The organism is Brachybacterium sp. 107 (genome assembly GCF_052379725.1).
Taxonomy (GTDB): Bacteria; Actinomycetota; Actinomycetes; order Actinomycetales; family Dermabacteraceae; genus Brachybacterium.
In genome coordinates this window covers 84,414-100,076 of sequence record NZ_JBQSYW010000014.1, presented here as the reverse complement: position 1 = coordinate 100,076, position 15,663 = coordinate 84,414, and the positions used below count along the sequence as shown (strand labels likewise).

The 15,663-nt window shown below is 68.8% G+C and carries 15 protein-coding genes and 1 riboswitch; of the genes, 8 read left to right on the top strand and 7 right to left on the bottom strand.

The window, feature by feature from the left end; translation table 11 throughout:
- On the top strand, positions 1 to 442 hold a 442-nt coding region (locus ACT3UL_RS14575; protein ID WP_444578989.1), incomplete at its 5' end, for an Ltp family lipoprotein.
- A gap of 71 nt (positions 443 to 513) precedes the next feature.
- Here the strand turns inward: ACT3UL_RS14575 and ACT3UL_RS14570 are convergent.
- From ACT3UL_RS14570 to thiC, 3 genes are all read right to left on the bottom strand, one after another.
- Complete coding sequence (locus tag ACT3UL_RS14570; RefSeq protein ID WP_444578988.1) at positions 514 to 960, bottom strand: alpha/beta hydrolase; 447 nt, start codon at positions 958 to 960, stop codon at positions 514 to 516.
- Positions 957 to 1,193, bottom strand: coding sequence for a hypothetical protein (locus tag ACT3UL_RS14565; protein ID WP_444578986.1), 237 nt, complete (start codon positions 1,191 to 1,193; stop codon positions 957 to 959). Before ACT3UL_RS14565 ends, ACT3UL_RS14570 begins: the two co-directional genes overlap by 4 nt.
- Before the next feature lie 75 nt (positions 1,194 to 1,268).
- Positions 1,269 to 3,050 (bottom strand): phosphomethylpyrimidine synthase ThiC, encoded by a 1,782-nt coding sequence (thiC, locus tag ACT3UL_RS14560; protein WP_444578985.1) that lies wholly within the window; start codon positions 3,048 to 3,050, stop codon positions 1,269 to 1,271.
- A 1-nt stretch (position 3,051) separates the two neighbouring features.
- A riboswitch (TPP riboswitch) is annotated at positions 3,052 to 3,162 on the bottom strand.
- A gap of 284 nt (positions 3,163 to 3,446) precedes the next feature.
- On the opposite strand from thiC, the gene ACT3UL_RS14555 reads away from it, so the two are divergent.
- From ACT3UL_RS14555 to ACT3UL_RS14545, 3 genes are all read left to right on the top strand, one after another.
- Entirely contained in the window at positions 3,447 to 4,016 is a 570-nt protein-coding gene (locus ACT3UL_RS14555; RefSeq protein ID WP_193115906.1) for a sugar O-acetyltransferase, read from the top strand.
- Between the two features lie 81 nt (positions 4,017 to 4,097).
- Positions 4,098 to 4,712, top strand: coding sequence for a hypothetical protein (locus ACT3UL_RS14550; RefSeq protein WP_444578983.1), 615 nt, complete (start codon positions 4,098 to 4,100; stop codon positions 4,710 to 4,712).
- An 88-nt stretch (positions 4,713 to 4,800) separates the two neighbouring features.
- Positions 4,801 to 5,889, top strand: coding sequence for a hypothetical protein (locus ACT3UL_RS14545; RefSeq protein ID WP_444578981.1), 1,089 nt, complete (start codon positions 4,801 to 4,803; stop codon positions 5,887 to 5,889).
- Positions 5,890 to 5,977: 88 nt separating this feature from the next.
- Here the strand turns inward: ACT3UL_RS14545 and ACT3UL_RS14540 are convergent, their stop codons facing one another.
- A complete protein-coding gene (locus ACT3UL_RS14540; protein WP_444578979.1) occupies positions 5,978 to 6,928 on the bottom strand; it encodes a helix-turn-helix domain-containing protein in 951 nt (316 codons plus the stop codon).
- Positions 6,929 to 7,019: 91 nt separating this feature from the next.
- Here ACT3UL_RS14540 and melA point away from each other — a divergent pair, with 91 nt between their 5' ends.
- Positions 7,020 to 8,408, top strand: a complete 1,389-nt coding sequence (gene melA, locus ACT3UL_RS14535) for an alpha-galactosidase (RefSeq protein ID WP_444578977.1) — start codon at positions 7,020 to 7,022, stop codon at positions 8,406 to 8,408.
- A 60-nt stretch (positions 8,409 to 8,468) separates the two neighbouring features.
- Here melA and ACT3UL_RS14530 read toward each other — a convergent pair whose 3' ends face one another.
- A complete protein-coding gene (locus ACT3UL_RS14530) occupies positions 8,469 to 9,641 on the bottom strand; it encodes an FAD-dependent oxidoreductase (protein WP_444578976.1) in 1,173 nt (390 codons plus the stop codon).
- A gap of 47 nt (positions 9,642 to 9,688) precedes the next feature.
- On the bottom strand, positions 9,689 to 10,390 hold the full coding sequence (locus ACT3UL_RS14525) for a TetR/AcrR family transcriptional regulator (protein ID WP_444578975.1): 702 nt from the start codon (positions 10,388 to 10,390) through the stop codon (positions 9,689 to 9,691).
- 178 nt (positions 10,391 to 10,568) lie between these two features.
- On the opposite strand from ACT3UL_RS14525, the gene ACT3UL_RS14520 reads away from it, so the two are divergent.
- From ACT3UL_RS14520 to ACT3UL_RS14510, 3 genes are all read left to right on the top strand, one after another.
- Positions 10,569 to 12,002 carry a sulfatase-like hydrolase/transferase gene (locus tag ACT3UL_RS14520; RefSeq protein ID WP_444578973.1) on the top strand — a complete coding sequence of 478 codons (1,434 nt, stop codon included), beginning with the start codon at positions 10,569 to 10,571 and terminating at the stop codon, positions 12,000 to 12,002.
- Between the two features lie 92 nt (positions 12,003 to 12,094).
- Positions 12,095 to 12,847: a ZIP family metal transporter gene (locus ACT3UL_RS14515; protein ID WP_444578972.1), complete on the top strand. Its 753-nt coding sequence runs from the start codon at positions 12,095 to 12,097 to the stop codon at positions 12,845 to 12,847.
- Between the two features lie 167 nt (positions 12,848 to 13,014).
- Positions 13,015 to 13,974, top strand: coding sequence for an endonuclease/exonuclease/phosphatase family protein (locus ACT3UL_RS14510; RefSeq protein WP_444578970.1), 960 nt, complete (start codon positions 13,015 to 13,017; stop codon positions 13,972 to 13,974).
- A 17-nt stretch (positions 13,975 to 13,991) separates the two neighbouring features.
- Here the strand turns inward: ACT3UL_RS14510 and ACT3UL_RS14505 are convergent, their stop codons facing one another.
- Entirely contained in the window at positions 13,992 to 15,515 is a 1,524-nt protein-coding gene (locus ACT3UL_RS14505; RefSeq protein ID WP_444578992.1) for a DUF1846 domain-containing protein, read from the bottom strand.
- Positions 15,516 to 15,663: the final 148 nt, after the last annotated feature.

The following is a 15,663-nucleotide window of genomic DNA, read 5'->3' as shown; positions in this document are numbered from 1 at the left end:
CTCCGCGATGAACAGCGCGCAGAGCTTCTCAGATCTGCTGCACATGTCGAAGCAGGGGCTGTTCGACCAGCTCACCTCCGAGTATGCGGATCAGTTCTCCGACGAGGCCGCGCAGTACGCCGTGGACAACGTCGACGCGGACTGGAATGCGAACGCGCTGGCCTCCGCCGAGTGCTACTCCGAGACCCTGCACATGTCCAAGGCAGGCATCTATGACCAGCTCACCTCGGAGTACGGCGAGCAGTTCCTGGCCGAGGAGGCGCAGTACGCCATCGACACGATCGAGGCGGACTGGAACGACAACGCTCTGCAGAGCGCCCGCTCGTACCGGGACTCGATGGACATGTCCCCGGAGGCGATCCGCGATCAGCTGACCTCCGAGTACGGGGAGCAGTTCACGCAGGAACAGGCCGACTACGCCGTCGAGCACCTCGACGAGTGATCCGCGGCGGCCCCGGGCCGCACCGAGAACGCGGAGTCCCTGCCACGGCAGAGGCTCCGCGTTCTCGTGTGTCAGCCGAAGGAGTCGACGAACGCCTCGACCTCGGCGCTGACCTCCGTGTCCATCTCCTCGTCGGAGATGCTCGCCGTGCCGTCGCCGTCCTGCGGCCCGTCGTCACCGAAGCTCGCATGGCCCGCGCCCTCAATCTCGACCATGGTCGCCGTCTCGGGCAGCAGGTAGCGTGCGTCGGCGATCTTCTCCGGGGTCGATAAGCGGTCCTCGCTGCCGGCGAGGCTCAGCACGGGCAGTTCCCTCTCGGAGAGATCGTTCGCGCAGTAGGAGCCCAGCAGCAGGAGGGCATCGGCGTCCGGCGCGACCTGGCAGGCGCGCACCCCGCCCGGGGAGTGCCCGCCCACGATCCAGGTGCCCACCTCGGGCAGGTCGGCGGTGAACGTGTCCAGACCGCGCCGATCGAACAGCGACAGGTGCAGCCACGGCTTCACGACCACCACGGTCATGTTCTGTTCGGTCCGGAGGACCCGGTCCCCGCGGGCTGCAGGATCAGTGAGGCACTCGACTCGGTGACTCTGATCCCGGAGTCCTCGAGGACCTGCCCGACCGGCTCCGGCTCCGCCTCCATGATCTCGAACCGGCTCCACACCAGGAGCGCTGCGACGGCGAGCACCACGAGTGCGAGCAGCACGACGAGCAGGCGGAGCGCCCAGCGGCGGGCCGGACGGGCGGTGGTCATGGACCCACGGTAGGGCACCCGCGTCTCGACCACGTTCTCGATCTCGTCCTCGCCGGGCCGGCCCGCCGGATGCCGTCAGCCATCGCTCCCGGAACCCGCGGGCAACGACGGGTCCGGCAGGTACACGGTGCCGCCCGCCTCGCGGAACTCGCGAGCCTTCGCCTCCATACCGGCCCGGGCGATCTCCGCCTGCTCCGCGGCGTCGCCGTAGGTGTCGCGGATGTCCTGGGACAGCCGCATCGAACAGAACTTCGGGCCGCACATCGAGCAGAAGTGCGCGGTCTTCGCGGGTTCCGCCGGCAGGGTCTCGTCGTGGTACTCCTGCGCGAGCTGCGGATCCAGGGACAGCCCGAACTGGTCGCGCCACCGGAACTCGAAACGCGCCTTCGACAGGGCGTCGTCCCGGGCGATCGCCCCGGGATGCCCCTTGGCGACGTCGGCCGCATGGGCCGCGATCTTGTAGGTGATCACCCCGGTCTTCACGTCATCGCGATCCGGCAGCCCCAGATGCTCCTTGGGAGTGACGTAGCAGAGCATCGCGGTGCCATAGCGGGCGATCTCCGTGGCGCCGATCGCCGAGGTGATGTGGTCGTACGCCGGGGCGATGTCGGTGACCAGCGGACCCAGCGTGTAGAACGGCGCGCCGTGGCACAGCTCCTGCTGCCGCTCCACGTTCTCGCGCACCAGGTGCAGCGGGATGTGTCCGGGCCCCTCGACCATCACCTGCACATCGTGCTCCCAGGCCCGCTCGGTGAGCTCGGCGAGGGTGTCGAGCTCTGCGAACTGGGCGGCATCGTTCGCGTCGGCGAGGGAGCCCGGCCGCAGCCCGTCGCCCAGCGAGAAGGACACGTCGTAGCGGGCGAAGATCTCGCACAGCTCGTCGAAGTGCTCGTACAGGAAGTTCTCGCGGTGATGGGCCAGGCACCAGCCGGCCAGGATGGACCCGCCACGCGAGACGATCCCGGTGACCCTGTTCGCGGTCAGCGGCACGTACCGCAGCAGCACCCCGGCGTGGATGGTCATGTAGTCCACGCCCTGCTCGCACTGCTCGATCACGGTGTCGCGGAAGATCTCCCAGGTCAGCGCATTCGCCTCCCCGTCGACCTTCTCGAGCGCCTGGTAGATCGGCACCGTCCCGATGGGCACCGGAGAATTGCGCAGCAGCCACTCGCGGGTGGTGTGGATGTCGTCCCCGGTGGACAGGTCCATGACCGTGTCCGCGCCCCAGCGGGTGGCCCATTCGAGCTTGGAGACCTCCTCGGCGATCGACGAGGTCACCGCCGAGTTGCCGATGTTCGCGTTGATCTTCACCAGGAAGGCCTTCCCGATGATCATCGGCTCCGCCTCCGGATGGTTCACGTTCGCCGGGAGGATCGCGCGGCCTGCGGCGAGCTCGCTGCGCACCAGCTCGACGTCGCAGTTCTCCCGCAGGGCGACGTAGCGCATCTCCGGGGTGATCTCGCCGCGCCGGGCATAGTGCATCTGCGTGACCCGGGTGCCGACGGGGGAGCGCAGCGGGGCGCGACGGGCACCGCGCCATTCGGCGCTAGCCTCGCCCCGACGCACGGCGCCGCGGCCGTCATCGGCGAGGGCGCGGTCTCGGCCCGCGTATGCCTGGACGTCACCGCGCTCGGCGATCCAGGTCTCCCGCATCGGCGGCAGCCCCACCTCCGGTACGCAGCCGGGACCGGCAGTGCGGTACACCGCCAGAGGAGGGTTCGCCGTGCCGTCGGGGGCATCGTCCTGGAGGACCCGGGTGATGGGCACACGGATGCCATGGGCAGGATCCTCGAGCACGTCGAGGCGGTGGGTGGGGTAGTTCTCGGGTCGTGCGAACTTCTCAGGGCGTGCGGACATAGCGCTGCGCTCTCCTTCTTCCTTCGCCGGCATTATCCGGGGCAGGTTCATTCGGTACTCGGACAGCGACAGTCCGATCTCAGCCCGTTGCATCGGGCACCCGAGGGATCGGCGACGATAGTAGCACCCGTCTCGACCGTGAGGATGCTCGAGCGGCTCGCCGCTGCCTCCCCTCGCGGTCGCCGGCCGCGAGGGGAGGCAGTGGATCTGGTGTGGCGCGTGCGAACGGTCCGGACTGCGATCCCGGAGTGGGGGAGGTGGGCCTGGTCGGCGACGAGGTGCCCTGCCCGTCGGCCTGGAGCGTCAGGACGGTCGAGCGTCCGCGCAGGCAGTGTTGGCTACGCTGGGAGTCGCGGCGCTGCCACCCCGGCGCGACCCTCCGTGGAAGGCGGCCCCATGACCCTCACCGACCTGCTGGACGCCCTCGATTCCGGCCAGGCCATCCCGGCGAACTCCCCGTTGCACGCGGTCATGCACGCCACCAGCCAGGAGGCGCTGAAGGTCACCGGAGAGCTCAACGGCGGCTATCACGAACCCTCCCGGGTGCGAGAGCTGCTCGCCGAGCTCACCGGCCGTGAGATCGACGAGAGCGTCACCCTGTTCCCGCCCTTCACCTCCGACTTCGGCAAGAACATCCACCTGGGCAAGCGCGTGTTCCTCAACGCCGGCTGCCGCTTCCAGGACCAGGGCGGGCTGCACATCGGCGACGACTGCCTCATCGGGCACAACACCGTGATCGCCACCCTGAACCACGATCTCGCCCCGAGCCGCCGCGGCGACCTCCACCCGGCCCCCGTGACGATCGGGAACAACGTGTGGATCGGCGCGAACGTGACGATCCTGCCCGGCGTCACCATCGGGGACGACGCCGTCATCGCCGCCGCCTCCGTCGTCACCAAGGACGTGCCGGCGAAAGCGCTCGTCGTCGGTTCGCCGGCCCGGGTGATCAGGACCGTCGAGGACTGAGAGCTACGCGCCGAAGGCCGTCGCCTCGCAGCGACGGGATGGCACCCATCAATTGGCGGGTGCCCCGCTACCTTGGGGCTTATGGCTCTTGAATTCCAGCGTTCGACGATCGCGGCTGTGCGCGCCGCGCTGCCCGAGCACCAGGTGATCGAGAAGCCACCCACACCGGCGTGGCTGAACCGGCCCGGATCGACCGACTGCGGAGACGCGTGGCCCCTGGTGAGAACGATCTACCGCCAATTGGCTGCGGCGGACCTCCCGGAAGTCATGCCCCCACGGGAACGGCGCAGCCTCGATGCAGTCATTCTCGGCCCCGACGGGCACAGCCGCATTCTCGAGGTCGACGAGACACAGCATTTCAATGAATTCCGTGCGCTCACCCTTCAGCCCTACCCGGCCTCTGCACGGACCGCGTTCGATCGACAGGACTGGATCGATCGCTCGCGGGCCAAGACGCGGCTCGAGGGCGGCGGTTTCGGGGCGCGGAAGCCTCCGCTCTTTCCTGGCCAGCACGGCCGTCATCGGCAGCGGGCGTTCCGTGATGCGCTTGCTGATCTGCTTCCGCCCCTCCATGGCTGGGAGCCGACGCTGCGCATCCACCACGGCGAAGCACAGAGCTGGATAGACGACGTGGACGCCCCGGGGCGGATGCGAGAGCTGCTCGCCGAGAAGCTGCCTCGGGAACAGAACTCCTAGGAAGCACCCCGGGCGTTGACTGCGGCGTCGCCATCGGTGGACGACACTGAGGGAACCCACCGCCTGCCACCGAGAGAAGGACCGCACCATGCCCGTCGAAATGGGACTCTGGCGAATCGATGGAGATCGACCCCGTCGACTTCCGGCTGCGACCCTGCCCAGCGAGGCGACCCTCGAGGACTTCCTGGAACATGACCCATCCCTGCTCGGAACACCGCTGCTGGTCATCGGCCGACAGGTGCGCACCCCGTACGGAAAGTTCATCGATCTGCTCGCGATCGACGTCGACGGCAACCTGCACGTCCTGGAGCTGAAAAGGGACAGGAGCCCGCGGGACGTCGTCGCCCAGGTTCTCGACTACGGATCCTGGGTGACCACCTTGACCCGAGAGGAGGTCATCGATCTTGCGAACGATCACCTCGAGGCTCCGTTCGAAGCGGCATTCGCCGACACTTTCGGCGACTCGCTCCCGGACGAGGTCAACGTCGAGCTGCAACTCACCGTGGTTGCGACAGAACTGGATTCCAGCTCCGAGCGGATCGTGAACTACCTGCGCGACTTCGGCGTCCCGATCAACGCGGTGTTCTTCTCCTACCTCCAGGACGAGGATCGCCACTATCTCGCCCGCTCCTGGCTGGTCAGCCGCGAGGAGGGCCCATCGCTCGCTGTCGGTAGCGGACGAAAGAGCAAGCGGGCGGACTGGAATGGTCTGGACTGGTTCGTCGCTTTCGGAGAGGAGTCCGGGAGCCGCAACTGGGAAGACGCACGCCACTATGGATTCATCTCTGCGGGAGGCGGCGTCTGGTACTCGCGAACACTGCGGGCGCTTCCGCTCGGAGCGCGGGTCAACGTGCATATACCCGAATCCGGGTATGTCGGCATCGGAACCGTCATCGGGGAGGCGGAAAGATTCGACCGCGCGAAGACCACGATCGAAGGAGAGCAGGTGCTCCTCTCTGATCTCCAGCTCGCAGGCCGCTACTCCCATGGCCCAGGTACGGAGCAGGACGACGACATGGCCGAATGGGTCGTGCCCGTGCGCTGGCAGACCGCGGTGCCCCGTGAACAGGCCTACTGGACCAAGGGCATGTTCGCCAACCAGAACAGCGCCTGCAAGCTCCGCCAGGAGTTCACACTGGAGCGCCTCGCCGAGCACTTCGGCGTGGAGGACGCATAACGGCTGCCATCTGCGACATGGATCGGGTACGCCGAGACGACGTGGGCTCACGTCCATCGGGGCGGGCCGACAGCGCGGCGTGCACTCCTTATCGCCCCGCCTGCCCTGCCTGCTGCCGGTACTGCCGCGGCGGCATACCGCACGCGGCGGTCACGTGGGCGTAGAAGCTGCTGAGCGACCCGAATCCACTGCGCTCGGCGATGTCGGCGGTGGGCAGCGCGGTGGTGATCAGCAGGCGCTGCGCCTCCGCGACGCGGCACATCGTGAGGTACTCGCCGATGGTGGCGCCGACGGTGTCCCGGAAGACGGTCATCGCATGCGAGGGCGTCAGATTGGCGGCGCGCGCCACGTCCTCCACACTGAGCGCGGAGCGGTAGTTCTCGATCACGAACTGCGCCATCGCCATCATGTGGTCGATGCGCTCCGGCGGCACCCGACGGGAGCCGCCCTCACGGAACGCGCTGGCCACGGGACTGATCTGGGTGCCGGGCGAATCCGGATCGTCGGAGGAGCACGGGATCCCTGGGGAGCGAGGCCCCTCGTCGGCCCCTGCGCCGTCCCGCGCCGGTGCCGCCTGCAGGATCCTGCGCAGCATCGCCTGGATCTCCAGCAGCGCGACCGCGGAGCCGCCTGCCGTCTCGTACTCTGCGAGCCAGGAGGGGATCATCGATTCCATCCGCGCCCGCACCAGCGCCGAATCGGTGACCACCGGCCAGGGCTGCAGCAGCGCGCCGAGCTCCGCCTCCGGCAGGTTCCAGCCCATCACCGTGCTCACCGGGACGTGCACCCAGCACACGTCCCCGGCGCGGGAGTCGACCAGGCCGTGAGGCTGCGCCGCCCAGAACATCGCGACCTGCCCCTCGCGCACCACGAACGGCCGGCCCGCGAACACATAGCGCAGCTCGCCGCGCAGCACCACGTTGATCTCGACGTCGTTGTGACGATGCATCGACTGCATCGTGGGCGGATCGCCACGACGGCACCACAGGGCGGGCGCCATCGTCTCGACAACGGGTTCGGTGAGGGAATGGGCGGGCATGGGCCCACAGTAGGCGCAGATCGAAGGATCCTGGAAGAACATCGCAGAATCAGGCGAGACGTCCTGGTGCCTGGCTACCTAGCGTGGACCCATGACCCAGAGCGCCTTCCTCACCCACCCCAAGATCACGATCATCGGAGCCGGCGGCTTCGTGTTCCCGTTCCGCCTGATCGGCGACATCCTCAGCTTCCCCGCCCTGCGCGACGCGACACTCACCCTGATGGACGTGCGCCCCGAGAAGCTCGGCCCTGTCGCCGCCGCCACCCGTGAGCTGATCGCCCACCACGGTTTCGGCGCGACCGTCGAGGAGACCGGCGACCGCCGCGCGGCGCTGGACGGCGCCGACATCGTCATCATCACCTTCCAGGTGGGCGGCCTGGAGTCCTACGAGCACGACGTGATGATCCCGCGGAAGTACGGCATCGACCAGGCCGTCGGTGACACCGTGGGCCCCGGCGGGGTGTTCCGCTTCCTGCGCTCCGTGGGCGCCTACGACGCGATCATCGACGACGCTCTCGAGGTGTGCCCGGAGGCCACCTTCATCAACTACGCCAACCCCATGGCGATGGCCACCAGCTATCTCAACGCCCGGGGTCTGCACGCCGTGGGTCTGTGCCACAGCGTGCAGGGCACCACCCGCATGCTCGCCCGCACCCTCGATGTGCCCTATGACGAGGTGCGCTACCGCTGCGCCGGCATCAACCACCAGGCCTGGGTGCTGGAGTTCTCCCGCGGCCGCGAGGATCTCTACCCGCAGCTCCGCGAGGCGATGAACGCACGCCACCTCCGAGGCCGCGGCGCCGCGGACCTCGCAGGGGACGACGGCGACCACAGCGAGGCCGCCGAGCAGTCCAACGTCTACGAGGGCGGCAACGAGCAGGTGCGCACCACTCTCATGAACGCCTTCGGCTACTTCGAGACCGAGTCCAGCCACCACGCCTCGGAGTACCTGCCCTACTTCCGTAGGACCCCCGAGCTCACCGAGTCCTACATCCCCGAGCGCTGGGACTACTTCGAGATCTGCTCCGCGCACGACGACCAGGGGGACATCGACACGCAGCTGCAGCAGCTGAAGGCCGAGCTCGCCCCGTCGGTCGAGTACGGCGCCAGCATCATCAACTCGATCGTCACCGGGGTGCCCAGCGTGGTGCACGGCAACGTGCCCAACAACGGTTCCCTGATCACGAACCTCCCGGCCGACGCCTGTGTGGAGGTGCCCTGCCTGGTCGACGCCAACGGCGTGCAGCCCACCGCGGTCGGCGAGCTGCCGCTGCAGCTGGCCGCACTGAACCGCACCAACGTCAACGTGCAGACCCTCGCCGTGCAGGCCGCGCTGACCGGGAACCTCGAGAACGTCTATCACGCCGTCGCGATGGACCCGCTGACCGCCGCCCAGGTGACCCTCGAGGACGCTCGCGCCATGACCGACGAGCTGCTCGCCGCCCACGCGGATCTGCTGCCGGAGTCCTTGCGGGCCTGAGCACCCGCAGTCGCACGGTGCGATCAACTGCGGACTGACCGTCATAGCCAGCTGGACGGCTCAGCGTGTGACCGGTGCGGACTCTGCGGACTGGCGGTCGAACTCCTCGAACGTGCTGGTCAAGGGTCCGGGGGAGTCATCACAGAAGAGCAGGTCCAGGCTCCCGGCCGACTCGCGGGCAGAGTCGGCAGAACGCGGGAAGAGATCGGCCTCGTACGCGGCGAGGGCTTCCTCCGTGCTGCCGGCGTTCTCCGTGATCGCCAGGGCGAGCTGAGCGCCGTCGTACATGGCGAGGTTGGCGCCCTCGCCGGCGAACGGGGACATCACGTGCGCCGCGTCGCCCAGGAGCGTGGTGCCGGGTGTCCGCTCCCAGGAGTGGCCGACGGGAAGGGCGTGGATGCGGCGCGGCGTCAGCGGGGTGTCCGCGTGGGCGATCAGGCCGCGCAGCGCGTCGTCCCAGCCGTCGATCCGGGCGAGGAGAGCCGTCTTGGAGGCCGCGATGTCGGCGAAGTCGATCGTGTCGATCCAGCTCTCCGAGACGCGCAGGCCCAGATAGACGTGCAGGGTGTCATCGATCTCGCGGTGGCCGAGCACGCCGGTCGGGCCGTTGAAGGCGAACAGCATGCCCCGGCCCATCGCCGCAGCTTCGGCGGGGTGTCGCTCGTCGGCGTCGAACAGGTCGGCCTCGACGAAGGAGATCCCGGTGTAGACGGGGTGGGCGCCGGACATCAGCGGACGGACCATGGACCAGGCGCCGTCCGCGCCGATGAGCAGGTCGGTGGTGATCGCCTCGCCGTCCGTGAACTCGACCTCGTGCCGCCCGGGGAAGCCGTCCACCGTTCGCACCGCGCAGACCTTGCGACCCCAGTGAACAGTACGGGCGGGCAGGGAGTCGAGGAGGATGTCGCGCAGCTGGCCGCGGTCGACCTCCGGGCGGATGAGCTGACCATCGTCCGCCTCGTCACGCAGCACCGTCCCACGGTGGTCGAGGATGCGCATGGCTTCCCCACCGCGATGGATGAGCGGGGTGAACTGCTCCCATAGGTCGGCGGCATGGAGTGCCCGCTGCCCGGTGTCGTCGTGGATGTCGAGCATGCCTCCCTGAGTGCGGGCGTATCGGCTGGCTTCCAGCTCGAACACCGCAGCCTCGATCCCTCGGGCGTGCAGGACACGGGCTGCGGTCAGGCCGCCGAGACCGCCACCGATGATGGCGATCGGGAAATGCGTTGTCATGGTGAGTCCTTCGTGGTCCGGGTGCGAGTGATGTCGGGTGCAGCGATTCAGGCGTGGTCGCCCGTGCCGTCGGTGGTGGGAGTTGCGGTGATGCCGGCGACCAGCGCACGGATGGCCCAGGTGGTGCGCTGGCTCGGCGTGCCCGAGATGACCGTCTCGGCGTGCGCGGCGAGGTGAGGGGTCACCTGCGGATCGGCCGACGCGACGGCTGCGGCCAACGCGTTCTCATCGTCCGCTTCGCGCTCGTCACCTCCGATGTCCTTCGGCGCAGGCGGGCTGTGCTCGGCGGCCGAGGACGTGACGTACTGCAGCAGCAGGTCCACACCCCAGGCCGCTCGGCTCGGAGCGATCGAGCCTTCCAGCAGCAGGCCCAGGAGCTGGTCGTACAGCCGCAGGGCATGGGGGCCGGTCGGGCGCAGCATCAGTGCGGACCGGGCCAGGCCCGGGTAGGCGTACAGCACCTCGGAGTACCCGGCGAGCAGCGACTCGAGCCGGGTTCGCCAGTCCCCGTGTGCACCGGGTGCCAGCGTCCCGATCAGCTCGTCCAGGACGGCTGAGTGCAGGTCTGCGGTGTTCGCGACGTACACGTACAGCGACGCAGGGCCCGTGTCGAGGGCTTTCGCGACGCGTCGCATCGTCGCTTTCTCCAAACCCTCGCGACGCATGATCTCGATCGTCTCCGCGACGGCCCACTCGCGGGACAGGGCGGGCTTGGCCGGGCGCTCTCGTCGGCTGTTGTTCAGTGTCATGCACCCACTGTAACGAACATGTTCGCGACGAACATGATCGGGTGGTGTGGTGCCGGACTCCTGAGCGGCCGATCACCCGATCGCCTGATCGACGGAGGGGCTGACCGGGGCGGCCAGGGTGTGATGCACTGCAGGAGGAGACCGTACCGCCGCTCCCTCCCCATCGAACGGATCAGTCGTGACCGCACCGAACATCCTCCTGCTGTGCACCGACCAGCAGCGATATGACGCCCTGGGCGCGGCGGGCAATCCCCACATCAGCACCCCGAACCTCGACCGGCTGGCCGGTGACGGGGCGCGCTTCACCCGCTGCTACACGCAGTCGACGGTATGCGCCCCATCGCGCGCGAGCCTCATGACAGGGGTCTACCCGCGCCACCACGGCCTGTGGGCCAACGGAGTGGATCTCGACCCTGCCCAGCAGCTGTTCACGAAGGTCCTCGCCGACGGCGGGTACGACTGCGCCCTGGCGGGGAAGTTCCATCTCGGATCCGCCTTCGGAGGCCGGATCGAACCGCGCCTGGACGACGGGTTCCGGATCTTCCGCTGGGCCCACGACCCCTACGTGCGATCCCCGGGGAACGAGTACCACCACTGGTTGCGCCGCACCCATCCTGAGCTGTACGAGCAGGCCGTGGTGCGGAGGGAGCGCTCGATCGACGCCCTCCCGCAGCAGGCCCACTACAGCCGCTGGATCGCCGAGGAGACCATCGAGTTCCTCTCCGAGACCCGCGACAAGAACCGGCCGTTCTGCATGGTCGCGAACTTCTTCGATCCCCACCACGGGTTCGAGGCACCGTCGGAATTCCGTGCCCTGTACGACGCCGGCTCCCTTCCCGCCCCGGTCACCACGCCGGACGAGCTCGCCACGAAGCCCCCGGTCTACACGCAGGAATCGCAGCGGTCCTACGCCGGGCAGATGGCGGGCTTCGCGGAGCACACCGCGGCGCAGATCCAGGAGATCAAGGCCCAGTACTACGCGATGGTCAGCCTCGTGGACCACGAGGTGGGACGGGTGCTCGACGCGCTCGAGCGCGAGGGTCTCGCGGAGGAGACCCTGGTGGTGTTCTCCAGCGACCACGGCGAGATGCTCGGTGATCACCAGATGCTCCTCAAGGGCCCCATGATGTTCGACTGCTCCGTGCGGGTGCCCCTGCTGATCCGCTGGCCCGGCCGCATCGCCCCGGGCACCGTCCGGGAGGAGCTCGTGGACTGGCTGGACCTCACCCGCACACTCATGGCCGCTGCCGGGAGCGACGGCCTCGTCCGAGCCCAGGGCCGTGACCTGATGCCGCTGGTGAGCGGACAGGACTGGGAGGACCGGGACTGGATCCTCACCGAGTACCGGGACAGCTGCTGGGAGTACGACCCGCCGGTGCACTGCACGATGGTGCGGCGCGCCGACGTGAAGATCGTCGTGCACCACGGGTCACCGGCCACCGCGCGAGAGCGCACCGGTGAGCTCTACGACCTCGCAGCCGATCCCGACGAGCTCGTGAACCTGTGGGATCTGCCGGAGCATCGCGAGCTGCGCGCGGACATGGAGGGCTTCCTGCTCGATGCCCTGGTCGCGACGGAGATGCGGGAGCGGCCGCGCCTCGCCCCGTTCTGAGGAGACGGTCCGCGGCTCTCGCGGTGGGGCACGATGATCCGCGGGTCTAAGGTCGGGGTCACACACCCCACGCTGTCGACGAAGGAGACACCATGGCCCCCTGGGTGCTTGCCCTGCTCGCCGGACTCGTCGCCGGCGGCGCGCTGCTGCTGGGCAGCGCGATCGCCTGGTTCGTGAAGGTCCCGCCGGCCGTGGTCGCCGGGATCATGGCCTTCGGTGCCGGGGTGCTGATCTCCGCGCTCACCCTCGAGCTCGTCTCCGACGCCATGGATCAGGGCGGGCTGCTGGCCACGAGCGGCGGGTTCCTTGCCGGGGCCGTCATCTACGTGGGCTTGAACATTCTGCTGGCCCGCCGCGGCGCCCGGGACCGCAAGCGCTCCGGGGACCAGCAGACCTCCGAAGGTGAACAGAGCGGCAGCGGGGGAGCGATCGCGATCGGCGCCCTGCTCGACGGCGTCCCCGAATCCATGGTGCTCGGGCTGAGCGTGCTCGCCGGGCCAGGATTGAGCGTGCCGATGTTCGCCGCCGTGTTCATCTCCAACGTCCCCGAGGGCCTGTCCAGCAGCGCCGGCTGGAAGACGGCCGGCCGCAGCCGCCGCTATGTGTTCGGGATCTGGAGCACGATCGCGCTGGTCTCCGGGCTCGCCTCGCTGGCCGGCTACGTGCTGCTGGACGGGGCGGCGCCGGCCACTCTCGCCGTCGTCAACGCCCTGGCGGCCGGGGCGATCCTCGCCATGATCACCGACACCATGATCCCCGAGGCCTTCGCGAAGGACTCCCTGTACACCGGGCTCCTCGCGACGCTCGGTTTCCTCGCGGCGCTGACGCTGCACGCGATGGGGTGAACCGCCCGGCTCGAGGTCATGACCCTGGCCTGAGAATGACCGGCCGGCGATGACCGGCTCCCGGCGGATCCGTGAACATCCGCTGCTGAACGGGCAGAACGTCGGTTGCGACGTCGTGGGGTCCCTAGGGTGATCGCGGCCCTTTCCCTGATCCCAGGAGCATCTCCATGTCCTCGTCGTTGAACCGTCGCACCCTGTTCGCCACGACGGCGGCGGTCGGCACAGCTGCCGCAGCAGCCGCTGCCCTCGCCGCACCGGCGTCGGCCGCGCCCGCTCGTCCCTCCGGCGCAGGAGGCGGCCGGGCTCTGATCGGCAGGGCGAAGCGCGATCAGCTGCACGTGATGACCTTCAACATCCGCATGGAGAACGAGGCGAACACGGAGCCCGGCGAGCCGGACCACTGGTCGGACCGCGAGCCGCTCCTCATCGCACTCCTCGAGCGGGAGCAGCCCACCCTGCTGGGCATCCAGGAGGGCAAGTACGGGCAGCTCGGCGCGATCGACGAGGCGCTGCCGAGGCACCGGATGGTCGGCTACGGGCGCCAGGGCGGCAGCAAGGACGAGTACTCGGCGATCTACTACGACACCACCCGCCTCGAGGTGCTGTCCTGGGACCAGTTCTGGCTGTCCGATACTCCCGACGAGATCGGCTCCGCCACCTGGGGCAACAGCGTCACGCGGATCGTGGTGTGGGCGAGGCTGCGCGATAAGGCCAGCGGCACCGAGTTCGCGTTCATCAACACCCACTTCGATCATCAGTCCGAGCCCGCGCGCATCAAGAGCGGCGAGGCGATGATCGACCTGTTCGAGGGCGGCGAGCTCGACGAGCTGCCCACGATCGTCACCGGCGACTTCAACTCGGTGGCCCACGATTCCGGCGCGTACACGACGCTGGTCACCGACGGTCCCACGCTCGACACCTGGGACGTCGCGGAGGAGCAGGTGACCCCGGCGTGGGGCACCTTCCCCGGCTACGACGACCCGGTCGACGGCGGTACCCGCATCGACTGGGTGCTGGTCACCGAGGAGTTCACCACCGACAAGGCCGCGATCAACGTCTGGCGCGACGAGGTGGGCGCCTACCCGTCGGACCACGCCCCGGTGCAGGCGCTGATCTCCCTGCCCTGAGGGCGACCCGGCGCGGATCAGCGCTTGTGGTAGAGCGACTTCCGCTGGAAGCGGGGCTCCGAGGTCACGAAGATCCCGAGATTGCGGAAGATGTCCTCGTCCACGGTGCCCAGGATGGTCGTGGTGTGCACATCGCAGCCGGAGAGGTTCCGCAGCTCGTCCAGCGCACGCCGGGCGTGCTCGTCGGAGGAGGCGGAGACGGACAGGGCGATGAGCACCTCGTCGGTGTGCAGGCGCGGATTGCGCGAGCCCAGGTGCTCCGTCTTGAGGGTCTGGATCGGCTCGATCGAGCTGGGGGAGAGCAGGTGCACGGTGTCGTCGATCCCGGCCAGGTGCTTCAGCGCGTTGAGGACCATCGCGGCCGAGCAGCCCAGCAGGGGTGAGGTCTTCCCGGTGATGATGGTGCCGTCGTGCAGCTGGAGCGCGGAGCCCGGCTCTTCGGTGGCCTCCTCGATCGCGAGCGCGGGGCCCACGACGGACCGGTCCTCGACCCGGCAGCCGGCCTTGCTCATCACCATGGCCACGCGCTGGGAGACCACGTCGTCGTGGTCGTTGATGCGCTCGTCCACAGCGGCCTTGTAGTAGCGCCGGATGATCTCCTGCCGCGAGGCCTCGCGGCACACCTCGTCGTCCACGATGCAGTTCCCGGCCATGTTGACCCCCATGTCCGTGGGGGAGGCGTAGGGCGAGGCGCCGGTGAGCTTCTCCAGCAGCGTGCGCAGCAGCGGGAACACCTCGACGTCGCGGTTGTAGCTGGTGACCTGCTTGCCGTAGGCGGCCAGGTGGAACGGGTCGATGAGGTTGATGTCGTCCAGATCCGCGGTGGCGGACTCATAGGCGAGGTTCACCGGATGCTCGAGCGGGAGGTTCCAGATCGGGAAGGTCTCGAACTTCGCGTAGCCGGCCGGGATCCCCCGGGCGTGGTCGTGATAGATCTGCGAGAGGCACGTGGCGAGCTTGCCCGAGCCCGGCCCCGGTGCCGTCACTACGATGAGGTCGCGCTGGGTGGTCGAGTACTCGTTCGCGCCGAGCCCCTGCTCGGAGACGATCCGGGCGGTGTCCTGCGGGTAGCCGGGGATCACGCCGTGGCGGGCCACCTTCAGCCCCAGCCGCTGCAGGCGCTCGATGAAGGCGTGGGCGACGTGGTTGGACTGCTCGAGCTGGGTGAGCACGACGTTCTCGACCAGGAAGCCGTGCTCGCGGAAGACGTCGATGAGGCGCAGCACGTCGTCCTCGTAGGTGATGCCCAGATCGGCGCGCACTTTCTGCCGCTCGAGGTCCTTGGCGTTCAGGCACACCAGGATCTCCAGCTCGTCCTTGAGCCTCTCGAGCATCGCGATCTTGTTGTCCGGGGTGAAGCCCGGCAGCACCCGAGCGGCATGGTGGTCGTCGAAGAGCTTGCCGCCCATCTCGAGGTACAGCTTGCCGCCGATCTGCTCTCGGCGCTCCTGGATGTGGCGCGACTGCAGCGCGATGTACTGCTCCGGGTCGAAGCCGACGCTCCCGCCTCCGCGGCCCTCCGGGGTGGAGGAGGTGGACAGGGCGGGAGGGCGAGATTCCGAGACGGTCACCCCGGCACGCTAGCACCGAAGGGTGCCGGCGCAGCGGCGGCGCGGCCCGTCTGTGAGGGGAGCCGCCCGCGTCAGACGGGACTCCTCGACGTCTGCGGCGCCTGGCGAGGTCCAGGTG

Bases quoted from the DNA above. Each gene is read 5' to 3' on its own strand.
- ACT3UL_RS14525 (WP_444578975.1), bottom strand. From the start codon at position 10,390: ATGACACTGAACAACAGCCGACGAGAGCGCCCGGCCAAGCCCGCCCTG.
- ACT3UL_RS14515 (WP_444578972.1), top strand. From the start codon at position 12,095: ATGGCCCCCTGGGTGCTTGCCCTGCTCGCCGGACTCGTCGCCGGCGGC.
- ACT3UL_RS14555 (WP_193115906.1), top strand. From the start codon at position 3,447: ATGACCCTCACCGACCTGCTGGACGCCCTCGATTCCGGCCAGGCCATC.
- ACT3UL_RS14545 (WP_444578981.1), top strand. From the start codon at position 4,801: ATGCCCGTCGAAATGGGACTCTGGCGAATCGATGGAGATCGACCCCGT.
- ACT3UL_RS14540 (WP_444578979.1), bottom strand. From the start codon at position 6,928: ATGCCCGCCCATTCCCTCACCGAACCCGTTGTCGAGACGATGGCGCCC.
- melA (WP_444578977.1), top strand. From the start codon at position 7,020: ATGACCCAGAGCGCCTTCCTCACCCACCCCAAGATCACGATCATCGGA.
- thiC (WP_444578985.1), bottom strand. From the start codon at position 3,050: ATGTCCGCACGCCCTGAGAAGTTCGCACGACCCGAGAACTACCCCACC.
- ACT3UL_RS14530 (WP_444578976.1), bottom strand. From the start codon at position 9,641: ATGACAACGCATTTCCCGATCGCCATCATCGGTGGCGGTCTCGGCGGC.
- ACT3UL_RS14565 (WP_444578986.1), bottom strand. From the start codon at position 1,193: ATGACCACCGCCCGTCCGGCCCGCCGCTGGGCGCTCCGCCTGCTCGTC.
- ACT3UL_RS14510 (WP_444578970.1), top strand. From the start codon at position 13,015: ATGTCCTCGTCGTTGAACCGTCGCACCCTGTTCGCCACGACGGCGGCG.
- ACT3UL_RS14570 (WP_444578988.1), bottom strand. From the start codon at position 960: ATGACCGTGGTGGTCGTGAAGCCGTGGCTGCACCTGTCGCTGTTCGAT.
- ACT3UL_RS14550 (WP_444578983.1), top strand. From the start codon at position 4,098: ATGGCTCTTGAATTCCAGCGTTCGACGATCGCGGCTGTGCGCGCCGCG.